15 protein-coding genes are annotated in these 16,979 nt (G+C 66.6%); 9 read left to right on the forward strand and 6 right to left on the reverse strand.

Features of this window, described 5'->3' with window-relative positions:
• The first annotated feature begins 69 nt into the window (after positions 1–69).
• Positions 70–456: a DUF6394 family protein gene (locus RJQ10_RS00595; RefSeq protein WP_350142560.1), complete on the forward strand. Its 387-nt coding sequence runs from the start codon at positions 70–72 to the stop codon at positions 454–456.
• Positions 457–463: 7 nt separating this feature from the next.
• Positions 464–2,173 (forward strand): potassium channel family protein, encoded by a 1,710-nt coding sequence (locus RJQ10_RS00600; protein ID WP_350142561.1) that lies wholly within the window; start codon positions 464–466, stop codon positions 2,171–2,173.
• Here RJQ10_RS00600 and selD read toward each other — a convergent pair whose 3' ends face one another.
• Genes selD through rdgC form a run of 3 tightly spaced genes read right to left on the reverse strand, consistent with a single transcriptional unit; the run spans position 2,174 to position 6,381 of the window.
• Entirely contained in the window at positions 2,174–4,366 is a 2,193-nt protein-coding gene (gene selD, locus RJQ10_RS00605; protein ID WP_350142562.1) for a selenide, water dikinase SelD, read from the reverse strand. It lies immediately after the preceding gene.
• Positions 4,360–5,463, reverse strand: coding sequence for a tRNA 2-selenouridine(34) synthase MnmH (gene mnmH, locus RJQ10_RS00610; protein WP_350142563.1), 1,104 nt, complete (start codon positions 5,461–5,463; stop codon positions 4,360–4,362). Before mnmH ends, selD begins: the two co-directional genes overlap by 7 nt.
• Positions 5,464–5,475: 12 nt before the next feature.
• Positions 5,476–6,381, reverse strand: a complete 906-nt coding sequence (gene rdgC, locus RJQ10_RS00615) for a recombination-associated protein RdgC (RefSeq protein ID WP_350142565.1) — start codon at positions 6,379–6,381, stop codon at positions 5,476–5,478.
• Positions 6,382–6,615: 234 nt separating this feature from the next.
• Between rdgC and RJQ10_RS00620 the strand changes: the two genes are divergently transcribed.
• On the forward strand, positions 6,616–8,106 hold the full coding sequence (locus RJQ10_RS00620) for an FAD-dependent oxidoreductase (RefSeq protein ID WP_350142567.1): 1,491 nt from the start codon (positions 6,616–6,618) through the stop codon (positions 8,104–8,106).
• 98 nt (positions 8,107–8,204) lie between these two features.
• Positions 8,205–8,645 (forward strand): VOC family protein, encoded by a 441-nt coding sequence (locus RJQ10_RS00625; protein ID WP_350142569.1) that lies wholly within the window; start codon positions 8,205–8,207, stop codon positions 8,643–8,645.
• A 20-nt stretch (positions 8,646–8,665) separates the two neighbouring features.
• On the opposite strand, the gene RJQ10_RS00630 is transcribed toward RJQ10_RS00625, so the two are convergent.
• Complete coding sequence (locus tag RJQ10_RS00630) at positions 8,666–9,367, reverse strand: glutamine amidotransferase-related protein (protein ID WP_350142571.1); 702 nt, start codon at positions 9,365–9,367, stop codon at positions 8,666–8,668.
• Between the two features lie 175 nt (positions 9,368–9,542).
• Between RJQ10_RS00630 and RJQ10_RS00635 the strand changes: the two genes are divergently transcribed.
• The 3 genes from RJQ10_RS00635 to RJQ10_RS00645 are packed head-to-tail and all read left to right on the forward strand — an operon-like array spanning position 9,543 to position 13,472.
• The gene (locus tag RJQ10_RS00635) at positions 9,543–10,070 is read left to right on the forward strand and encodes a phosphatase PAP2 family protein (protein ID WP_350142573.1); all 528 of its coding nucleotides are present in this window, start codon (positions 9,543–9,545) and stop codon (positions 10,068–10,070) included.
• The gene (locus tag RJQ10_RS00640; protein WP_350142575.1) at positions 10,071–11,207 is read left to right on the forward strand and encodes an MJ1255/VC2487 family glycosyltransferase; all 1,137 of its coding nucleotides are present in this window, start codon (positions 10,071–10,073) and stop codon (positions 11,205–11,207) included. It abuts the gene before it with no gap.
• Positions 11,208–11,240: 33 nt separating this feature from the next.
• The gene (locus RJQ10_RS00645) at positions 11,241–13,472 is read left to right on the forward strand and encodes a tetratricopeptide repeat protein (RefSeq protein WP_350142577.1); all 2,232 of its coding nucleotides are present in this window, start codon (positions 11,241–11,243) and stop codon (positions 13,470–13,472) included.
• Positions 13,473–13,481: 9 nt separating this feature from the next.
• Here RJQ10_RS00645 and RJQ10_RS00650 read toward each other — a convergent pair whose 3' ends face one another.
• Both RJQ10_RS00650 and gnd read right to left on the reverse strand, forming a co-directional pair.
• A complete protein-coding gene (locus RJQ10_RS00650; protein ID WP_350142579.1) occupies positions 13,482–14,078 on the reverse strand; it encodes a YceI family protein in 597 nt (198 codons plus the stop codon).
• Between the two features lie 74 nt (positions 14,079–14,152).
• Positions 14,153–15,619: a decarboxylating NADP(+)-dependent phosphogluconate dehydrogenase gene (gnd, locus tag RJQ10_RS00655; RefSeq protein ID WP_350142581.1), complete on the reverse strand. Its 1,467-nt coding sequence runs from the start codon at positions 15,617–15,619 to the stop codon at positions 14,153–14,155.
• Positions 15,620–15,840: 221 nt separating this feature from the next.
• On the opposite strand from gnd, the gene RJQ10_RS00660 reads away from it, so the two are divergent.
• Both RJQ10_RS00660 and RJQ10_RS00665 read left to right on the forward strand, forming a co-directional pair.
• Positions 15,841–16,212: an antitoxin Xre-like helix-turn-helix domain-containing protein gene (locus RJQ10_RS00660; RefSeq protein ID WP_350142583.1), complete on the forward strand. Its 372-nt coding sequence runs from the start codon at positions 15,841–15,843 to the stop codon at positions 16,210–16,212.
• The gene (locus RJQ10_RS00665; RefSeq protein ID WP_350142585.1) at positions 16,209–16,964 is read left to right on the forward strand and encodes an RES family NAD+ phosphorylase; all 756 of its coding nucleotides are present in this window, start codon (positions 16,209–16,211) and stop codon (positions 16,962–16,964) included. Before RJQ10_RS00660 ends, RJQ10_RS00665 begins: the two co-directional genes overlap by 4 nt.
• Positions 16,965–16,979: the final 15 nt, after the last annotated feature.

A 16,979-nucleotide genomic window follows, 5' to 3' on the forward strand; every position in this document is an offset into this window, starting at 1 on the left:
ACTGCGGGGCTGGCAACCGGGCGCCAGTGGCGCATAATGGCGGCAGGTCTTGTCTGGGGAGTGGTGTTCATGAACATGAGCAAGGTGATGTTCGGCTTTTTCGTGCTGTTGGCAGTCACGCTGAACTTCGGTTTTTTTATTGGCGATATCGACAACCCGCAACACCACGATGTCTATGAACTGTTCGCAGCTTTGGTCGTGGGCCTTATCGCCACGGTGCTCAAATTCGGTGAACGCTCGCAGATGGGCGCCATCCTGCTCGCCTCCAGCCTGGTGGTGAACCTGCACCTGATCGCAGCGGTGATCGTGTGGACCATTGCGGTCCACGTTACCGAAGTTGGCCTGACCCCGAGGGTGATGGCGTCTATTGTTTCGCTGTCCGGCGGTGCGCTGCTGGCCAACCTGGTGTCCCTGGTGCTCCTGACCCTGGATACCGCGGGTCTCAGCCGGCGCTAACCGGGCCATGAGCAACCCCGCCAACAGCTCGCTGGTATTCCTGTTCCTGCGGCGCATGCGCCTGCCGCTGACGGTGCTGATCCTCGCCTACAGCGTCGCCACCGTAGGCTTCACCCTGATCCCCGGCGTCGATGACCAGGGCAATCCGTGGACCATGAACTTCTTTGAAGCCTTTTACGTTGTCAGCTATACCGGCAGCACCATCGGCTTTGGCGAGGTACCCTACGACTTCTCCCCGGGCCAGCGTCTGTGGACCATGGTCAGCATCTATCTGACCGTGATTGCCTGGCTGTTTTCCATCGGTTCCATCATCTCCCTGCTGCAGGACCCCGCCTACCGTCGTGCCCTGCGGCGGACGCGGCTGGCCCGGCTGGTGCGCGATCTGGATGAGCCGTTCTACCTGGTTTGCGGCTACGGCGACACCGGGCGCATGCTGACCCGCGCACTGACGGATCGCGGCCACCAGGTGGTGGTTGTGGAGCACAACCAGGACAAGATCGAGTTGCTGGAAGTCGAGGAATTCGAGGCGCCGGTGACCGCCTTCTGCATGAACGCAAACCTGCCCGACAACCTGGTGGAGGCGGGGCTGCGCAGCCGCTGGTGCAGCGGGGTGATCGCGGTCACCGGCGAGGGCCACGTCAATCTCAAGATCGCCATCAGCGCCACGCTGTTGAATCATAAAGTCGCCGTCTACGCCAGCACCCACACCCGCAGCGAAGCGGACAATATGCGCTCCTTCGACACCGACTACGTGGTCAACCCCGTCGAGGAATACGAGCGGCGCCTGCAGCTAGCCATCGACAAGCCCGATCTGTTCAGGCTCTACCACTGGCTCAACTCCGGTCCCAATGCACGCCTGGCGAAACCGGTATCCATCCCCCGGGGCAAGTGGATTGTCTGCGGTTTCGGCCGGGTCGGGCGCGCCGTGTGGAAACTGCTGCAGGAGCGACAGATGGAAGTGGTGGTGATTCACCCGGACCCGGAACAGTCCGGCTGCCCCGCGGGCACCGTGCCCGGCCGCGGCACCCAGGCCGAGGAGCTGAGCGCGGCGGGCGTTGAGGGGGCGGTGGGTATTGTCGCGGTTACCGACGACGATGCCGACAACCTGTCGATCCTTATTACCGCGCGAGCCCTCAACCCGGGGCTGTTTCAGGTGGTGCTGGAAAACGGGCTCTCCAGCCATGCCCTGTTCCGCGCCGCCGAGCCCGACTTTCTGGGGCAGCCCAGCAGCGTGGTCGCCGGTACTATTCTCAGCCGTATCAGCTCCAGCCTGGTGGAACCCTTTACCCAGCAACTGTTACAGCAGGACAACGATATCGCGCGCCAGGCACTGGCCGGATTCCTGCGCCACCAGAGCGATCATCCGCCGCAGTTTTCCTCCGGCAGAATCAGCCCCCGGCGCACACCGGCCCTGGCCCGCGTGCTCGCCGCCGGCCGCCAGGTCACCGTGGGCAAGCTTCTGGCCGATCCCCGGGACTGGCAGCAGCGCCTCCACCTGGAAGTCCTGTTTATCCGCCGGCAACAGCAGGATATTTTATTTCCCGCGGATGACTTTCCGCTGGCCCTGGGAGACCGACTGCTGCTGGCGGGGCGCGACGGCGAAGCCGACCGCCTGCGAGCAGTGCTGGAGAACGACGAGCGCCTGGAATATGTGCTGACCGGCCGGGACCGGCAGCAGGGGCTGGTCTGGCAGTGGCTGGAGCGCCGCAGCGGCTGATCAAAGGCAGCGTATGCGCTCGTCGGCTGCAGCCACCACCTCACCGATAAACCCCGCCTCGGCATAGCCAGCTCCGCGCAGGGCCTGCTGCAGGGCCGCGGCCTGCTCGGGGGCAACCCCCAGCAACAGGCCGCCGCTGGTCTGGGGATCAAACAGCAGGTCCCGCCGCGGCTCCGGCGCCAGAGCACAGCCCGCCAGCAGGGCATTGGCCGGATGCATGCTGCTGTGCAGGCCAGCCGCCAGGCTGGCCAGAGCCCCGGGCAGCGCCGGCACCGCATCGAGCCACAGTTGCGCAGACTGGTCCGAGCCGAGCATTTCCAGCAGGTGACCCCAGAGCCCGAAGCCGGTGACGTCAGTGGCAGCGGAGGCGTCGTGTGCCAGGGCCAGCAGGGCCGCGGCGTGGTTGCTCTGCAACATCATCCGCGTCGCCGCGCTGATATCCCGGCCATCGGCCTTTAACTGCATCTGCGCTGCGAACAGGGTGCCGGTTCCCAATGCCTTGGTCAGCAGCAGCTGGTCGCCGACTCGCAAACCCCGTTTGGGCAACAGCCTGCCCGCGGCCATTGGCTCACCGGTCACGGCAAACCCCAGCGCCAGCTCTGGCCCCTGTAAACTGTGTCCACCCGCCAGGCGACAGCCCACGCGCTCGAATTCCGCCAGCGCCCCCGCCAGCAGCTGCAGCAGCTCACGCTGCTGCAGGGCCGGGTTACTAAAGGGCAGGGTGACCGCCGCCAGTGCGGACAGGGGCCGGGCACCGCAGGCATAGAGGTCCGACAGGGCATGGTTGGCGGCGATGCGCCCCATCAGCCAGGGATCGGACACCAGGCCGCGGAGGATATCAAGGCTCTGCAACTGAACGCCGCCCGCGGGCACCGGCAGTAACGCCGCGTCATCGGCACTGGCGGGTTCGGGACACAGGGTGGGGTATCGCAGCCGCAGCTCGGCAAGCGCCGCGGCCAGGCTGTCGCCGCCGACCTTGGCGCCGCAGCCACCGCAGGGCGCCTGGGCCTGCGCTGCCAGGGTTTCGGGCAGGCTGTCCGCCGCGACAGGCATGGACTCTGGCAGTTCTTCGAACCGGGCCATGAAACCGCGGTCGATACGGTCTTTCCAGCGCCAGACCCAGGCGCCGGTGGCGACGAAGGGACCCCGGTCAGCCGTGGCCCGGCGCTCGCCCAGCGACAACAGGGAGAGGAAGCGGCGCTGGGGCCGATGCTCGCGCAGCGGCCTGCCCAGCAGGTAGTGACGCAGGTTGTCCGCCAGCACCGGCGCCTGTCGCACCGCGTACACCCCGGCTTTGGGCCGGGGATGGGCCAGCTGGGTGGCGATATCGCCGGCGGCGAATATCGCGTCGTCCGCGACTGTTTGCAGGGTGTCGCGCACCGCCAGAAAGCCGCCCTCCACGACATCGAGGCCGCTGGCAGCCAACCAGGGGGCGGCAGTCGCACCGGTACACCAGAACAGAGCGTCGAACGGCGCGGTGCGACCGTCGTCCAGTTCCAGGCTGCCGTCCGTGACACTGGCGACACGGTTGCCGCAGTGCAGGGCAACACCAGCGCTCGCCAGCGCCCGCTGCGCCGCCGCCCGCGCCAGTCCATGGTAGCCCTGGAGGATATTCGCAGCGCCGCAAAACAGCGTCAGCTGCAGGGGCTTGCCCCGCAGCCGGTGGGCCATGGCCAGAGCCAGCTCGACACTGCCGGCACCCCCGCCCACCAGGGCCAGGCGCATTGGCCAGGGGCCGGACCGTTCCTCCAGACCAGCCTCCAGGGCCTGCCATCGCTGCCAGAGATCCGCCACCGGCTTGACCGGAACCGCGTGCTCGCGAGCCCCGGGCACGCTGTCCAGCTCCGGGCTGGAACCGATGTCCAGGCTCAGCACATCGTAGGCCAGGGCCGGCCGCCCGGGCAGGGTGAGGGTACGGCCCCGCGGGTCCAGGCCGGTGACTTCGGCGGTAACAAAGCGCGCACCCGCCCACTGGCACAGCCGGGACAGGTCAATATGGGTTTCATCAAATCGATAGTGGCCCGCGATCAGGCCCGGGAGCATGCCGGAATAGGGCGTGTGACTGGCGGGGGAGACCAGGGTGACCTGTACGCCGGCGACCGGCCGCATGGCCATCATCCGCAGGGCCAGGGCGTGGGCATGACCGCCCCCGACCAGCACCAGGTCCCGGGCAAGCTGCGCCTGTTTCAGCACGAAACTCCGGCCCGGGCGAAGCGGATCACCTCGTCGCGCCGCCCCTGGAACAGAACCTTGCCCGCGCGCTGGGACAACTGGTAGCTGTACATGGGGTCGTAGTAGGTTTCCAGCAGGGCGCCGATCCAGGCCCGGTGCTCGTCAATATCACCCGTGGCCCGCTGCTGGGCGAAGGCCTTCTCCATCAGGGTACGGATAGCCTTGTGGCGCTCGCCGCCGAGGCGCCTGCGGATGCGGTCCAGACCTTCCAGCAACCGGGTGCGGTGCAGGGCGGGGCCTTCCACAACGCCCTCGCTGGCCATGTAGCGCTGGCCGAGATCGACAATATAGTCTGCGAGGATCACCTCCACCCGCTCTGCCAGACTCTCCTCCACCACCAGCATGGGCGCGCCCTGCATGCGCTGGCGCAGGTTTTCCGGCAGCGCCAGACGGCCGATCAGGCGACCCTCGTCCTCCAGCAAAACCGGGCCCTCGCCGCGCTGCAGCAACTGCAGGAAGCCAATACTGAGGGCATTCTCGAAGTCGGTCTGGCTGGGCTGGGCCTCCGGCAGGTGACCGAAACTGGAGCCGCGATGCCGGGCCAGCCCCTCCAGGTCCAGAGCGCGATCCAGGGCCGCGACTACCCGGGTCTTGCCGGTACCGGTGCGGCCGCTGATGAGCACCAGCTGGGCGCTCTCCAGGGACCGTTCCAGCTCCTCCAGCAGGAACCGGCGCATGGCCTTGTAGCCGCCGACGACCCGGGGATAGACGACCCCGACCTCGGCCAACCACTGCTGCACGGTCTGCGAACGCAGGCCGCCGCGCCAGCAGTAAAGGCAACCGCCGGGATGGTTGCGGGCAAACTCGCTCCAGGCCGCGAGGCGCCGCTCCCGTTCTGCACCGGACACCAACTCATGGCCCAGCGCAATCGCCGCAGCCTGCCCCCGCTGCTTGTAGCAGGTGCCAACCCGGGCACGCTCCTCGTTGCTCATCAGCGGCAAGCTGGTCGACGTGGGGAAGCTGCCATGGGCAAACTCCCCCGGCGAGCGCAGATCCAGGAACGGCGTGTCGGCCAGGAACAGCTGGCGGTAGTCGGAGGTTTCCGGCAGAACGGCCATAACCGGGGGCGGCTACTCCGCTTCGCCGCCGAACAGGTCCATCACCCGCTCCTGCAGGCGGGTGACGACGTCGGACATGAGTGCGAAGTCGGCGTCCAGGCGCGCCGCCTGGTCCGCCTCCGGCAGGTCCTCGTTCTCCTTCAGCAGCTCGTCGGAGAATTTCAGCCGCCGGAGGCAGAGATCTTCCGCCAGCACCAGGGACACCCGCTCCTCCCAGCTCAGGGAAAGACGGGCGACCTGCTTGCCGGCATTGAGATGTGTTTCCAGCTCCTCGCCCAGTAAATCGACACCGCGGCAGCGCACCACACCGCCCTCTTCTCCCGGCTCTCGCAGCTCGCACTCGTCACCCAAAGCAAAGTCATTGGGCAGGGACTGGTGTGCCAGCCAGGCGGTCATGGTAGCCGTGGGCGCATTGTTGACCTGGGGCAGCACCACCGGAAAACTGCCGATACACTCGCGCAGCACGTTCAACATCTCCTCGGCACGAGCGGCGCTGGTGGCCTCGACAAACACCCAGTTGGCACGGGTGTCGATATAAGCGTAGAGGTAGGCCGAGCGGGTAAAGGCCCGGGGCAGGAAATCCAGCACAATCTCGTCCTGCAGGGTAAGCCGCTCCTTGCGGTAGACCTTGCGGCCCTGGGCTTCCTCTATCTCCGCAACCTTTTCCGCGAGCTGTTCGCGCACCACCGTGGAGGGCAGCAACCGCTCTTCGCGACGCATCCGCAGCAGGAAGCGACCGTTGACCGGGTGCACCAGCGCGCTGGTGCTGCCGCCGAGCGCGGGTACCCAGCCCAGGGATACCGGCTGGGTAGCGCTGCAATGCTGGAATTCGCGCTGTGCCAGCTGCTGCTCCATCTGTTCCGCTGTTACATCGAAAGGGGTGGTGAGGCGATAAGCCCGCACATTCCTGAACCACATAGAAGACTCCATTAGCGACCGCGGCCCGACCTGCGCGACCCGGCCTGCGCGGCCCGACCAAAAAGACAGGGATTGTACCCCATGCCGGCTTGGCGGGCATGGTCGGCGGCGCTTCCGGGGCGCCATGGTGGTGCAAGAAAATCGCGCGCGTGTACAACATATTGCGCTGACCGCGTTGAGCGATCGGGAGCAAGCCGGTTTAATCGCCGGGAAATCTCAATCAGGGTGACCGCAATGACCAGCAACGCCAGGACCAGTCCCAGCCATCCGCGCAAAGCGGCGACCGTCAGTGGCTGGGATCTTGAGACGGATATCGCGGTGGTCGGTTTCGGCGGCGCCGGTGGTTGCGCAGCCATAGAGGCAGCCGATGCCGGAGCAGAGGTCATTATCTTTGAGTTGGCCAGCGCCAGCGGCGGCTCCACTGCGCTCTCCAGCGCCGAGATCTACATGGGTGGCAGCGGCGGTACCCGGGTGCAGCAGGCCTGCGGTTTCGAGGACAGCACCGAGGACATGTTCCAGTACATGATGGCCAGTGCAGGGCCCCAGGCCGATGCGGCCAAGATCCGCAACTACTGTGAACAAAGCACCGCGCACTTCCAGTGGCTGGTGGACCTGGGGGTGCCGTTCAAGGACAGCTTCCACGCCGAACGGGCCATCATGGCGCTCACCGACGACTGCCTGCTCTACACCGGCAGCGAGAAGGCCTGGCCCTTCAGGCAGCTTGCCAAACCCTGCCCCCGCGGTCACAACCTCTACGTGGAAGGGGACAACGGCGGCCCGCTGTTCATGCGGATTGTCACCGACAACGTCAATCGCCGTGAGCGCATCAGCGTGCACTACGAGAGCCGCGCCCTGACCCTGATCATTGACGAAGACGGTGCGGTGGTGGGCCTGGTGGTGCGGGAAAACCAGCGCGAACTGAACGTGAGGGCGCGGCGCGGGGTCATTCTCTGTGCCGGCGGCTTCTGCATGAACGAGGACATGGTGCGCAAGCACGCGCCGATGCTGACCCGGGGTACCCAACCCATAGGCAACCCCGGCGACACGGGCAGCGGCATCCTCATGGGCACCGCGGTGGGGGGCGCCGCCGTCAACATGCACGAGGGCTTTGTCAGCCTGCCGTTCTACCCGCCCGCCAGCATGACCCACGGCATCGCCATCACCGACAAGGGCCAGCGTTTTATCAACGAGGACTCCTACCACGGCCGGCTCGGCGCTTTTGCCCTGCAGCAGCCCTCCGAGCGCCTGTACATGGTGTTGAATGTGGAGGACTACGCGGACTACGAGACCGCCAGCTATCTCGGCGCACCAGTGGCCGCGACCGGGGAGTCCGTGGCGGAGCTGGAGGCTGAGCTGGGCCTGCGCAAGGACTCCCTGGCCCACACCATCGCTCTCTACAATGAAGACTGCGCGGCGGGGGAGGACACCCTGTTCCACAAGGCCGCGGAATGGCTGAAGCCCCTGCAGCCGCCGCTGGTGGCCCTGGACCTCACCCCGGGCCGCGGCGTTTTCGTGCCCTACTTCACCCTCGGCGGCCTGGACACCCTGCCCACCGGGGAAGTGGTCAACGAGCAGCGCGAGACCATTCCCGGGCTGTACGCCGCAGGCCGCACCGCCTGTGGCATCGTGCGCCGGGCGGAGGGCTACAGCAGCGGCATGTCGGTGGGCGATGCCACCTTCTCCGGCCGCATGGCGGGGCGGCAGGCAGCAGCTCGCGTGCGTTAGCAGCCCCTGTCCGGTTACAATCGGGAATTCACGGCGCCCTGCCGGAGCATCTCCCGCCCGCTGCGCCTCCTACACCTGCTGACACGGACAAGCCTGCGATGAAATACCTGCACACGATGGTGCGCGCCAGCGACCTCGACGCTTCCCTGGGATTCTACTGCGACAAACTGGGCCTGGTGGAAGTGAACCGCTACGAGAGCGAGGGCGGCCGCTTTACCCTGGTCTACCTGGCGGCGCCCGGGGATGTGGAGCGCGCCGGGGCGGAGAGCAGCCCGCTGCTGGAGATCACCTGGAACTGGGATCCTGAACAGTACAGCGGTGGCCGCAATTTCGGCCATCTGGCCTACCGGGTCGAGGACATCTACGCCACCTGCCAGCGCCTGCTGGACGCGGGCGTCACCATCAACCGCCCCCCGCGGGACGGGCACATGGCCTTCATCCGCTCACCGGACGGCATTTCCATCGAACTGCTGCAGGCGGGCGGCTCACTGCCGCCGCAGGAGCCCTGGGCGTCAATGGCCAATACCGGCAGCTGGTAAGCCGCCGCTGATGGCGAGCCTCAGGACTTGAGGAACGCCAGTATCCAGCGCCCGATGCGCTCGCTCTCGGGCGCCTCCCGCAGGGACGCCACACCGGCGCCATAGGCGGGCTCGCCTATGACCTGGCGGCGAAATTCCATGATTTCACGGGAGTACCCGGGCACGAATTCCGGGTGCCCCTGGAAGGTGAGTATGTGCTCACCAATCTGGCAAACCGCGTTTTCGCAGAATTCGCTGCTTGCCAGCACCTCCGCACCCGGGGCATTCCTGACCACCTGGTCCTGGTGGCTGACAAGGATCGCGAACTCGGCCTCGCCCTGGTCGTGCCAGGCCGGCTGGCGCGAGAAGCGGTGCCGGTGCAGCCCCACCCCCCAGCCCTTCGGCGACTTCGCCGTCTCGCCACCCAGGGCGTGGGCCACCAGCTGGTGGCCGAAGCAGATCCCGACCAGCTTCTTCCGGCGCCGGTCCAGTTCCCGCACAAACTGCATCAGGGTCGCGATCCAGGGCTTGTCGTCGTAGACACTGCTCTTGCTGCCGGTAATCAGATAAGCGTCGACTTCGTCAATGTCCTGCGGGTACTCGCCCTGTTCTACGTCGTAGACCGCAAACTCCAGTTCGGGATCGAGCCGTCCCAACAGGGCGACAAACATGTCCGGATACTCGCCGAAATCCGGTACCCACTCCGGCCGCACCGCGTCAGTCTTCAGAATGCCCAGTTTCACCAATCGCCCCCGGTTTCCCACCAGCTTGAGAGCATGCATGGTAGGTAAGCTACCCGGGGCTGTCCATACCACCTTGGGGAGAGTCAAACCGAGCAGAACCCGCCGGCAACCGATGTCATGGAACTGACACCTCACTGTCACGTTGCTGCCATTTTGGCTTGCCAGAATAGTCGGCATGAAGATGCTCCACGCCATTCACAGGCTCGACCTTCAGCTGCTCGCCCGCATATTCTCCCAGGGCGAGCGGCGGATGGTGCGCCCCCTGGCGCGAGCCCTCTCCCGCTCTGGTGACGGCTACCTGCACCTGCTGGTGCCGCTGCTGCTGTTGCTGCTGGCAGTCGCGGACGCCGACCGCTTTGCCGGCCTGCTAGCGCTGGCCCTGGTGATTGAGCGCGGGCTGTACTGGAGCCTGAAGAACAGCCTGAAACGACGCCGGCCACAGGAGGCCGTGCCGGGTTTCCGCGGCCTGGTTACCGCGGCTGACCAGTTCAGCTTTCCTTCCGGCCACAGCTCCGCGGCTTTCCTGCTGGCAACGGCCCTGGTCGTGGTCTACGGCGGCCCCGTCGTGGCCATGTTCCTCTGGGCCAGCGCGGTCGCCCTGTCACGGGTGTTGCTGGGGGTGCACTTTCCCGGGGATACGGTCGCCGGCGCCCTCATGGGCAGCAGTACGGCCCTGTTCTGCGCCAGCCTGCTGGGCCTCTAGATGAGGATTCTCTATGGCGTCCAGGCTACAGGCAATGGCCATATCAGCCGCGCCCGGGCCATGGCTGAGGCCTTCCGCGAGCACTCTGTCGAAGTCACCTGGCTGTTTTCCGGGCGCGAGCGAAGCCAGTTGTTCGACATGGCGCCCTTTGGCGACTTCCTCCACCGCCGGGGGCTGACTTTCGCTACCAGGGCCGGCTCAGTCCGCTACTGGCAGACACTGCTGCAGAACAGGCTGACGCAGTTCCTGCGCGATGTCAGAACCCTCCCGGTAGCGGATTTCGACCTTGTCGTCACCGACTTCGAACCGGTCACCGCCTGGGCCGGGCGCCGGGCCGGGTTGCAGGTCATCGGCATCGGCCACCAGTATGCGTTCGGCCCCGACACCCCGGTTGCCGGTGGGCACTGGCTGGCGCGCCAGATCATGCGCCGGTTCGCGCCGGTGGAGCGGCCGGTGGGACTGCACTGGCACCCCTATGACAGCAACGTCCTGCCGCCGATTCTCGACCTCCCGGAACGCGAAGTTGATGCCGATGACCTCGTTCTGGTGTACCTGCCGTTCGAGGACCCGGCAGCCGTCAGCGCCCTGCTGCAGCAGTTTCCCGCTATTCCGTTCCGGCTCTACGGCCCGGGGCTGACCGCAGCCGAGCGCGGCAATGTCAGCCTGCGTCCCACCAGCGTCGAAGACTTCAAGCGCGATCTTGCCAGCTGCTCGGGCGTGATCTGCAACAGCGGCTTCGAGCTGATCAGCGAATGCCTGCAGTGGCGCAAGCCGGTGCTCACCCGGCCCCTGGCGGGGCAGATGGAGCAGCTTTCCAATGCCCTCGCCCTGCGCGAGCTGGGCCACGCGACAGTCATGCAGCGCCTGGACCGTGATTCGGTCGAGCCCTGGCTGCGGCAGAGACCGGCACCTCCCGCGCTGAGGTATCCGGACGTAGCCGGAGCGCTGGCGAGCTGGCTGGCCGCGGGAGCCCGACCGGAGCTTGGGTCGCTGCAGCAATCGCTGTGGCGGGACACCGTCCGCGGCTCTCCGGCGACGCCCTGCCCCTGGGCCCTGCCGCTCCGTGTGCCAGCAGCCCCCTTCAGGGACCAGCAACGGTCGGGGCAGGAGTTGGGGAATCTGGCCAGCATGGGTTAGCCTGTCGCCTCCAACCCCGGAGGTACCACTCGCTTGTTGCGCCTTGTCCTGTTATTGCTGTTTGCCGCCAGTGCACATGCCGACCAGTTTGTCGGCAGTGAGCGGTGCATCGACTGCCACCAGGCCGAACACAGCCGGTGGCAGGGCTCCCACCACGATCTGGCAATGCAGGAACCCACCGACCGCACGGTACTCGGCAACTTCGACGGCGCCACCTTTACCCACCGCGGGATAACCACAACGTTCTCCAGGAACGGCGACCAGTTCATTGTTCGCACCGGGGGGGAAGACGGCAGTCTGCAGGACTTTCCGGTGCGCTATGTTTTCGGCGTCGAACCCCTGCAACAGTACCTGCTGCCGCTATCGCGCGGTCGCCTGCAGGCTTTCGAGATCGCCTGGGATACGCGACCCGCTGAGGCGGGGGGGCAGCGCTGGTTCCATCTCAACCCGGACGAGGTCACCGACCATACTGATCCCCTGCACTGGACCGGCCCCTACATGAACTGGAATACCCGCTGTGCCGAGTGCCACAGCACGGCGGTGGAGAAGCGCTACGATAGCCACAGCCGCAGTTTCGACACCCGCTTCAGCGAGGTCGACGTCGGCTGCGAAGCCTGCCACGGCCCGGCCGGGCAGCACCTGCAACTGGCGCAGGAAAACCGTGCCGGCACCGTGCCCAACAGCGGCTTCCCGACCGCCCTGGCCCAGCGCGGCGACTGGGCCTTCGACGAACAGACGGCCATCGCCCGACGCGCCGAGCCGCTGGCGTCCAATGCCCAGATCGATGGCTGCGGCCGCTGCCACTCCCGGCGCGGCAATCTGGGCGCCTACCACTACGGCAAACCCCTGCTGGACACCCACCGCCTGGCGCTGCCCGAGGAGCCGCTGTACTACCACGACGGACAGATCCGCGACGAGGTCTTTGTCTACGGCTCATTCATCCAGAGCCGGATGCACCAGGCGGGCGTTGTATGCAGCAACTGCCATGAACCCCACAGCCTGCAGCTGCGGGCAGCGGCCAACGCGGTCTGTGCCCAGTGCCACAAGGCGGAGGTCTACGACCAGCCCGGGCATCATCACCACGCGCCGGACTCTGCCGGTGCCGATTGTGCCAACTGCCACATGCCGGCGACCACCTACATGGTGGTCGATCCGCGCCGGGACCACAGCATGCGTATTCCGCGCCCCGATCTCAGCGTGGTCATGGACGTACCCAATGCCTGTAACCAGTGCCACCAGGACCGGGACGCGGAGTGGGCGCTGGCCGCCACCCGCGCCTGGGGCGTACGCTCCAGCTCCACCGCTGACCACCCCGCCCGTGCCCTGCAGCAACTGGCGGCGGGCAACCGGGCCTCCGTGCCGCGCCTGCAGGACCTGGCCCGGGACACCGGGGCCGCGCCGGTGCTGCGGGCCACGGCTCTGGCGGCGCTGGGACGAGCGGGTGAACCCGCCGATATCGGCACCGTGCTGCACGGGCCCGATCCACTGCTGCGCATGGCTGCGGTACAGAACCTCGCAGGGGTGCCGCTGGCGCGCCGCTACCAGGCCCTGCAACCACTCATCACCGACGACGTTACCAGTGTGCGCATGGCCGTTGCAGAAGCTCTGGCCGCAGTACCGCTGGATCAGCTCGACGCGGCGGCCGAGCCCCTGCGCGAACTGTTTGCGGAGTACGTTGCGATCCAGCGCCAACATGCGGACATGCCCGGCGTACAGCTGCAACTGGGCCTGTTTCTGCTGAATCGGGGCGATCTGCCCGCGGCGGAGCGCGCCTATCGGGAGGCGCTCCACCTGAACCCGCAGCTGCTGCCGGCGCGGCTGAACCTGGCCGACCTGTTGCGCAGTCTGCAGCGGGAAGATGAAGCCAGGGAGGAGCTGCAGGCGGCACTGGCCGTGGCGCCGGACAGCGGCGCGGCCCTGCACGCCATGGGGCTGCTGGAAACCCGGGCCGGCAATCGCGAGCAGGGCCTCGGTTATCTGCAACAGGCCGCCGCCCTGGAGCAAGCGGGGGTGCGCCACCGCTATGTCCATGCCATCGCCCTGCACGACAGCGGCGACCCGCGGGCCGCGCTCAGCCAGCTGCAGGCCATCCAGCGCGCAGTGCCCGGTGATGAAGGGGTGCTGGTGGCGCTGGTGAACTATAGCGAGGAACTGGGGGAGCGGGAGCAGGCCCTGGACTGGGCCCGCCAGCTGCTGGAGGTCGCTCCGGACAACCGCGCCTACCAGGCACTCTATCGGCGGCTGGCGGGGGGCGCCCGCCCCTGAGGGGCGGAATCAGGATTCCGCGGGCACGAACACCAGGTGGAAGGTGACAGGTACCGCGGTACTGATGGCGTTGAGACCGGCCACTTCCCGCAGGGCTTCAACACCCGACCCGAGACCGAAAGTACCGGCATTGACTACCACCGGCCGGGCGCTGATCACCCGCAGCAGGCTGCCCTCGCCGCCGCTGACCAGTACCGGCACCGACAGCGTGGCCTGCTGGCCGTGCAGGGACAACACGACTTCAATATCCGTGGTCACCACACCGCCGTCCGCGACCACCGCCAGGATAGCCGGGTCCACCTGGCTGTGGACGTTGGCGGCGGGGAAATCCACGGTCCGGAACAGCAGTTCGCGCATGCGCTCGTTGCGAACCGGGATCAGGGTCTCGACGCTGTCGAGGTCTATGCCGATCTGCACTTTACCTTCGCTGCCGATAAAACCGACCATCTCGGTGAAGTGATGACTCTCCGCCACCGCATCGTTCTTGATCGACAGGAAATCCAGGCTGGACCGGCTGTTGTCCAGCTCCCACTGCTGGGCCTGGGCCATGGCCGCGCCCGCGAGCAGGGCACACACGCCCATCAGTCTGGTCAGATTCAACATCATCGCAATTTCTCCATCGGCAAAGTAAACAGTTGCACAGCACTATAAGGGGTTTGTGTGCAAAAGCTGGAAATGGTTCAGGACAGTTTACGGGCGGCGATCCAGTCGGTGTGGAACATCTCGCCGCGGGGCCTGTCGCTGCGCTCGTAGGTATGGGCACCGAAATAATCCCGCTGCGCCTGCAGCAGGTTAGCGGGCAGGCGCGCGCTGCGGTAGCCATCGTACCAGGCCAGTGCCGCGGCGAAGGCCGGTGCCGGCAGTCCCAGCTGCACCGCACTCACCACCGCGCGGCGCCAGGCTGGCTGCGCCGCCAGAATGGCGCTGCGAAAGAAGTCGTCCAGCAGCAGGTTTTCCAGCCCCGCTGCGCGCCTGAAGGCGTCCGCGATATCCTCCAGAAACACCGAGCGAATGATGCAGCCGCCCCGCCACAGCATGGCAATGCCGGCGTTATCCAGTTGCCAGCCAAACTCCGCGGCGGCCGCGTCCAGTTGCGCAAAGCCCTGGGCATAGCTGACCAGTTTGGATGCATACAAGGCCCGGCGCACATCGTCGATGAACTGCTCGCGATCGCCTTCGAACGCGGTGCCGGGGCCGGACAAGAGCGCGCTGGCGCGCAGCCGCGCATCCTTCTGCGCCGACAGGCAGCGGGCGAACACCGCCTCGGTGATCAGGGTCGTTGGCACCCCCAGGTCCAGGGCGTGCTGGCTCATCAACTTGCCGGTACCTTTCTGGGCGGCGGTGTCGAGGACCCGGTCCAGCAGGTAGGCGCCGGTTTCCGGGTCCCTGACGGTGAAGATATCCCGGGTGATCTCGACCAGGTAGCTGGACAGTTCGCCCTCGTTCCAATCCCGGAACACGCGGTAAAGTTCCTCATTGTCGAGCCCGGCGCCCTCGCGCAGCAGGAAATAGGCCTCGCAAATCAGCTGCATGTCGCCGTATTCAATGCCGTTATGGACCATTTTCACGTAGTGCCCGGCGCCGTCTTCACCGACCCACTCACAGCAGGGAATATCCGCCTCGGGTCCAACCCTGGCGGCGATGGCCTGGAAGATATCGCGCACTGCCGGCCAGGCGTCCGCGTGGCCCCCAGGCATGATCGAGGGCCCCTTGAGCGCGCCCTCTTCACCGCCGGAAACCCCGGCGCCGATAAAGCCCAGCCCCGCCCGGCGCAGGGCAGCGGCGCGCCGGTTGCTGTCCCGATAGTCGCTGTTGCCGCCATCGATGATGATGTCGCCGGGCTCGAGCAGGGCCTGCAGGTCCGCAATCACCGCGTCCACTGCCGCTCCGGCCTTCACCATCACCATCACCCGCCGCGGACGCTGCAGCGAGGCGACGAACTCCTGCAGTGAAAGGTAACCGTGGATCCGGCCCGCACTGCCCGACCAGACCTTGTCCTCCGCCTCGCCATGCAGGCCATCGATGAAGCCTTGCGTGGTCGCGGCCGTGCGGTTGAAGACCGCCACCGAAAAGCCGTGGTTGGCCATGTTCAGGACCAGGTTCTGGCCCATGACCGCCAGACCGATGAGGCCGATATCGTTGTGCATGTGCTGGCTCCTGAGTCTGCGGTGATGCTGTGGCGTTACCGCGGGAACGGGCACGCAAGCTGCGAAGATAACATGGCAGATCGCATCGGATCGAACAAGCTGCCTGCAACCCGGCACAGGCTGCGGCCACTCACAGGGTTTCGGCCGGCCCTTCGCTCGATGTGCATAAATGATATTTTTTGGCTATATTGTTCAAATATGACATCACAGCAGAGGCCTCGATGAGCACCGCAACCCGACCCGCGCCGCAAGCCGACCAGGTCCTGGCCAAAGCCGTCCTGCGGGCCGCACGGCAGCTGGGCCTGAGCCAAGCCGAGTTGGGCGCGGTGCTGGGCCTGCACCGCACCGGAATCAGCCGCCTCAAGCACAGTGGCAGCCTGGCTCCGGAAAGCAAGCAGGGCGAACTGGCCCTGTTGCTGATACGCCTGGCGCGAGCCCTGTTTGCCCTGGCCGGCGGTGATGATCTGTGGATCCGTCACTTCATGCGCAGCCGCAACCGGATCACCGGTGGAGTCCCCGCGGCACAGGTTCAGAGTATTCAGGGCCTGATCGATGTGTTGCGCTTTGTCGACGGCATTCGCGGCAAGCTATGACACTCTGGGAGAGTTGCGGCGGCGAGGCCCGAACAGGCCTGGTGCAGGGGCGCCTGTTTCGCCTGGTGGAAAGTCAGGAGCGTGTGGCGACGCTGGGCTATGTGGACAGCCTGGAAGAGCAGGCCCTGCTCGAGGAATTGTTGGAGCACAGCAAGCCCGACTACCCTGAATACTGCAGGGCTGACCTCCATTACCTGCTCGCCACGCCGTTCCGTTACCCACCCCTGCCCTGGGGTTCCCGCTTCGGCGGCCGGCACCAGCCCGGCATTTTCTACGGCGGTTGCTCCCAGCGGACGACCCTGGCGGAGGCGGCTTTCTACCGCTTCGTGTTCTGGCACTCCATTCAGGCAGACCCGCCGGCAGCGATATTGCACTCGGAGCACACCCTGTTTACCGTGCCCTATCGCACCGAGCGCGGGGTCCGGCTGCAGCAGTCGCCCTTCGATGCCCACCGGCAGGTACTGCGAAACCCCGCCGAATACGCGCCCACCCAGGCGCTGGGTCGCGCCATGCGGGACGCGGGCGTGGAAGCGTTCGAATACGCCTCGGCGCGGGACCCTGAGGGCGGCAGCTGCGTGGGGCTGTTCACCCCGGCGCCCTTCACCCGGCGGGCTCCGACGACCCTGCAAGCCTGGTTCTGTGAACTCGGCGCCGAAGAGGTCGCCTTCAAACCCCAGGCCGGCGCCGAAGTGCTGCGGTTTCCCCTGGAGTTGTTCCTGGTCGACGGGCAGCTGCCGCGGCCCGCTTCCTGAATCCTGAATCCTGAA

It is taken from the genome of Haliea sp. (assembly GCF_040222615.1).
In the GTDB taxonomy this organism is placed as follows: Bacteria; Pseudomonadota; Gammaproteobacteria; order Pseudomonadales; family Halieaceae; genus Haliea.

Excerpts from the sequence above, each read along its gene's own strand:
- RJQ10_RS00595 (WP_350142560.1), top strand. The coding sequence starts at position 70 with ATGAACATGAGCAAGGTGATGTTCGGCTTTTTCGTGCTGTTGGCAGTC.
- RJQ10_RS00600 (WP_350142561.1), top strand. The coding sequence starts at position 464 with ATGAGCAACCCCGCCAACAGCTCGCTGGTATTCCTGTTCCTGCGGCGC.
- mnmH (WP_350142563.1), bottom strand. The coding sequence starts at position 5,463 with ATGGCCGTTCTGCCGGAAACCTCCGACTACCGCCAGCTGTTCCTGGCC.
- rdgC (WP_350142565.1), bottom strand. The coding sequence starts at position 6,381 with ATGTGGTTCAGGAATGTGCGGGCTTATCGCCTCACCACCCCTTTCGAT.
- RJQ10_RS00620 (WP_350142567.1), top strand. The coding sequence starts at position 6,616 with ATGACCAGCAACGCCAGGACCAGTCCCAGCCATCCGCGCAAAGCGGCG.
- RJQ10_RS00625 (WP_350142569.1), top strand. The coding sequence starts at position 8,205 with ATGAAATACCTGCACACGATGGTGCGCGCCAGCGACCTCGACGCTTCC.
- RJQ10_RS00635 (WP_350142573.1), top strand. The coding sequence starts at position 9,543 with ATGAAGATGCTCCACGCCATTCACAGGCTCGACCTTCAGCTGCTCGCC.
- RJQ10_RS00640 (WP_350142575.1), top strand. The coding sequence starts at position 10,071 with ATGAGGATTCTCTATGGCGTCCAGGCTACAGGCAATGGCCATATCAGC.
- RJQ10_RS00650 (WP_350142579.1), bottom strand. The coding sequence starts at position 14,078 with ATGATGTTGAATCTGACCAGACTGATGGGCGTGTGTGCCCTGCTCGCG.
- gnd (WP_350142581.1), bottom strand. The coding sequence starts at position 15,619 with ATGCACAACGATATCGGCCTCATCGGTCTGGCGGTCATGGGCCAGAAC.
- RJQ10_RS00660 (WP_350142583.1), top strand. The coding sequence starts at position 15,841 with ATGAGCACCGCAACCCGACCCGCGCCGCAAGCCGACCAGGTCCTGGCC.
- RJQ10_RS00665 (WP_350142585.1), top strand. The coding sequence starts at position 16,209 with ATGACACTCTGGGAGAGTTGCGGCGGCGAGGCCCGAACAGGCCTGGTG.